3 protein-coding genes are annotated in these 4,253 nt (G+C 76.7%); 1 reads left to right on the top strand and 2 read right to left on the bottom strand.

Translation table 11 applies throughout. The features are described 5' to 3' along the window. Window positions 1–14 precede the first annotated feature (14 nt). On the bottom strand, window positions 15–1,214 hold the full coding sequence (locus NBW84_RS04290; protein ID WP_250281910.1) for a glycosyltransferase: 1,200 nt from the start codon (window positions 1,212–1,214) through the stop codon (window positions 15–17). After that, window positions 1,211–2,452 carry a glycosyltransferase family 4 protein gene (locus NBW84_RS04285; RefSeq protein ID WP_250281908.1) on the bottom strand — a complete coding sequence of 414 codons (1,242 nt, stop codon included), beginning with the start codon at window positions 2,450–2,452 and terminating at the stop codon, window positions 1,211–1,213. Before NBW84_RS04285 ends, NBW84_RS04290 begins: the two co-directional genes overlap by 4 nt. 416 nt (window positions 2,453–2,868) lie before the next feature. On the opposite strand from NBW84_RS04285, the gene NBW84_RS04280 reads away from it, so the two are divergent. Continuing rightward, on the top strand, window positions 2,869–4,253 hold a 1,385-nt coding region (locus NBW84_RS04280; protein WP_250281906.1), incomplete at its 3' end, for an FAD-binding oxidoreductase.

Here is a 4,253-nt window from a genome sequence, read left to right as displayed (position 1 = left end):
TGTCCACGGCACGGTCAGGCGGCGCGGCCGGCGCCGCGGTCACGTCCGTCCGCGGGCTGCCGTCGCGCGGGGTGCTGGCCGGGGCGTCCGGCGGCCGGGCCCAGCCCGTGGGCGGCGAGGAACCCGTCGACGGTGACCTGCCACGGGAACTGCTCCGCGCGGGCCCGCGCGGCCTGCCGGCGGCTGAACGGGTCGCGGGCGAGCAGATCCTCCACGCCGTCGGCGAAGGTCCAGCCGCTGCCCGCGGCCACGACCCCGGCGCCGGGCACGACAAGCTCCGCCAGGGCGCTGCCGTGGTGGACCACGACCGGGGTCGCGCTGGCCATCGACTCCAGCGCGGCCAGTCCGAACGTCTCCACCGGGCCGGGGGCGAGGAGCACGTCTGCGGTCGCCAGCAGAGAGGCGAGCCGGTCACGGTCCGCGACGAAACCAAGAAAGATCACCGGAAGGCCGGCGGCGCGCCGGGTCAGGCGCCCCCTGCTCGGGCCGTCCCCGGCGATCACCAGCCGGGCGGGGACGCCGCGGCGGACCAGCTCCGCCAGGGCGTCCACGGCGGTGTCGCCCCGTTTCTCCGGCGACAGCCGGCTGGCGTGCACCAGCAGCACCTCGCTGTCGCGGGCGAAGGCCCGCCGCAGCGAGGTGTCGTAACGGTCGGGACGGAAGCGGTCGAGATCGACCCCCAGGGGGATCCGCCGCAGGTTGGTGGCGCCGACGCGGCGGAACTCCTCGCCCGCCCACGCGGTGGTGGCGACCACCGTGTCGAACGACCGCGCGAGCGCGGCGTTGGAGCGGTCGGCGGCGGCCCGCACCGGCAGCACCCCGCGCAGCGGGCGGGGCGTCCACAGGTTCAGCAGCCGGTCGAGGCGTTCGTGGCTGACCACGACGGATCCCACCCCGGCCCGGCGGGCCCACCGGCCGAGCGGGCGCAGGGTCGCCCGGTCGTGGACCTCGAGCCGGTCGGGCGCCTCGGCCGCCAGCAGCCGGGCGACCCGCCACGGCTCGGCCAGCACCCGGTAGTCGGTGCCGGGCACCAGCGGCGCCCGCATGGTGATCACGGTCGCGTCCGGGGTGTGGCGGACGCCGTCGCGTTCCCCGGGGAGGATCTGGACGACGTCGTGCCCGGCCGCGGTGTACCCGGCGGCGAGGTGCCGCAGCGTCGTGCGGATGCCACCGGAGCGCGGCGCGACGAAGTTGGCCGCCTGGACGATCTTCACCGGGTGCTCCCGTCCTCGTTGTGACACGTCCCGGCCCGGTCGGCACCGTGGTGGCAGCGCGCCGTCCGGCGGGCGAGAACGGCCCGTGACCGCGGTGCCACACCGCCGCCGTACCCCGTCCCCAGGCCGCGGACGTCCTGGTAGTGGCCGATCAGCTCGTCCCCGATGGCGCCCCACCCGCAGCCGCTGACGGACTGGCGGGCGGCGAGGCCCATGGCCGTCCGCCGGCCGGTGTCGGTGACGAGGGCGGTGACGCGGCCGGCCAGCGCGGCCGGGGAGTCCGGGGTGAAGTGCAGCCCGGTGCGCCCGTCGTCGACGACGTCGAGCAGGCCGCCCGCGGCCGGCGCCACCACCGGGACACCGCTGGCCTTGGCCTCCTGAGCGGCCTGGCAGAACGTCTCGTGGGAGCCGGTGTGGACGAACACGTCCAGGCTTGCGAAGATCGTCGCCAGTTCCGCCCCGGAGCGGAACCCCAGGAAGGCCGCCCGGGGCAGCCTGCGTTGCAGCGCCGGCCGCAGCGGGCCGTCACCGACGACGACCAGCCGCGTCCCGGGGATGTCCTGCACGGCGCCGAGCAGGTGCACCCGTTTCTCCCGGGCGAGCCGGCCGACGTAGCCGACCAGCACCTCCCCGCCCGGGGCGAGGCCGCGGCGCAGCGCCGGGTCGCGGTGGCGTGGATGGAACCGCTCCAGGTCGACCCCGCGCGTCCAGCGGGCGACCCGGTGGACGCCCTGGCGCAGCAGCATGTCGACCGCGGGCCACGACGGCGCGAGCGTCCGCCCGGCGAGGCGGTGGACGGCGGCCACCCACCGCCAGATGGACCGTTCGGCCTGGGCGAGCCCGTAGCGGGCGGCGAAGCCGGCGAAGTCGGTCTGGTACACCGCCACGCTCGGCAGCCCGAGCCGCCAGGCCGCGAACGCGGACTGCGCGCCCAGCCCCGCCGGGGCCGCCAGATGCACGACGTCCGGCCGGAAGCCCGCGAGCACGCCGACCAGCCGGGGCCATGGCGTCGCCACCCGGAACTCCGGATATCCTGGCAGCGGAACCGACGGCACCCGCAGCACCGGGGCACCGGCGTAGACGTCGGGGCAGGCCGCTGGCGTACGCGTCCCGGCCGCGGGCGCGATGACGAGCGCCTCGTGGCCGCGGTGCCGCAGATGCTCCAGCACCCGGCAGACCGAGTTGGTCACGCCGTCGACGTGCGGCAGAAAAGATTCGGTGATCACTGCGACGCGCACGACAACACGGTCCCAAGCCCCGGGGAGGCAGCGCGGACGCCCGCTCGTCCACGACATGAACTTTGTGACACAGCTTGGTGGTACGACGCCGTACCGTGACGACGCCACGACCGCTGCCGGCCGCCACCTACCGATACGGACCGATGGCGGCTGATGCCGGACCGGCCGGCACCGCGGAGACGTCGGAAGAGCGCCGGAGGCGGATGTCCCCGGCCCGGTCTCCCCGGCCCGGTCCCCCCCGATCGGTGTCCGTTCCCGGCTGCGGCCTGCCCGGCCGGCGTCGCGGAGGTCGCACGCGGCGGCCCGGCCGGGCGCGGGCCCGGCGGCACTGGTCGCTGACGGTCACCAGCGCCACCGGCCCCCCGCGGCAGGCCCCGGGGCCTGGACCCGACGGCACGGCCCAGCATGATGGATGGGTGTTGATCACAGATCTCGTCGGCGTGCTCGGCGCCGCCCACGTCCTCACCGACCCGGATGTGACCGTGAGCTACGAAACCGACTGGACGGGCGCCTTCCGGGGGCGGGCCGCGGCCGTGGCCCGTCCCGCGACGACCGAACAGGTCGCCGCCGTGCTGCGGATCTGCGCCCGGCACGGCGTGCCCGTGGTGCCCCAGGGCGGCAACACCGGCCTGGTCGGCGGTTCGGTGCCGGCCGGCGCGGCGGCCGGGGCGGTGCTGCTCAGCCTGCGCCGGCTCACCGCGCTCGAGCCGGTGGACACCGCCGCCGGGCTGGTGACGGCCGGTGCCGGGGCGACCCTCGCCGACGTCCAGGCGCACACGCGCGCGGCCGGCTACGGCGTCGGCGTCGACTTCGCCGCCCGCGGCTCGGCCACCGTCGGCGGCATCGCCGCGTCCAACGCCGGCGGCGAGCGGGTGCTGCGCCACGGGATGACCCGCGGCCAGGTGGCCGGGCTGGAGGTGGTGCTGGCCGACGGCAGCGTGCTGCGGCGGCTGTCCGGCCTGCCCAAGGACAACGTCGGTTACGACCTGCCATCGCTGTTCGTCGGCAGCGAAGGCACCCTGGGCGTCATCACGAAGGTCCAGCTGCGGCTGGTCGGGCTGCCTGCGGCGCGCACAGCCGCTCTGCTCGCCGTGACCGGCCTGCCCGCCGCGGTCGGCCTCGTCGCCACCCTGCGGGCCACGGTGCCCTCCCTGGACGCCGTCGAGCTGGTCTTCGGCGACGGCGTCGACCTGGTGTGCGCCCACCAGGGCCGGCCGGCCCCGTTCCCCGGCCGGCCGTTCCCGCCGGACACCCCGTACCTGCTGGTGGAGTGCGTCGGGCCCACCGACCCGACCGGCGACCTCGCCGCGGCGGTCGAGACCGCCACCGGCGTGCTGGACGCGGTCGTCGCCACCACCGCCACGGACCGGGAGCGCCTGTGGGCCTACCGGGAGGGGCACACGGCGGCGGTGAACGCGCTCGACGTCCCGCTCAAGCTGGACGTCGCCGTCCCGCTCGCCCGTATCTCCGCCTTCGTCGACGATCTGCGCGCCCTGGTGCCGGCGGTGGCGCCGTCCGCCCGGCTGCACCTGTGGGGGCATCTCGCCGAGGCGAACCTGCACGTCAACGTCACCGGGCTGGACCGCGGCGACACCAGCGGCCGGGAGGCGCTTGCCACGGCGATCCTCACCCGGGCCGCGGCCGACGGCGGCAGCATCGGCGCCGAACACGGCGTCGGACGGGCGAAGACGGCGTGGATGGGCCTGTCCCGCTCACCGGCGGAGCTGGCCGTGCTCGCGGCCGTCAAACACGCCCTCGACCCCACCAACCTGCTCAACCCCGGCGTCCTCGTCCCACCCCC

Origin of the sequence: Protofrankia sp. CiP1_Cm_nod2 (assembly GCF_920664355.1) — a bacterium.
Lineage (GTDB): Bacteria > Actinomycetota > Actinomycetes > Frankiales > Frankiaceae > Protofrankia.
Note: the sequence above shows the minus strand (reverse complement) of the source record. Positions and strands in the feature narration are given on the sequence as shown.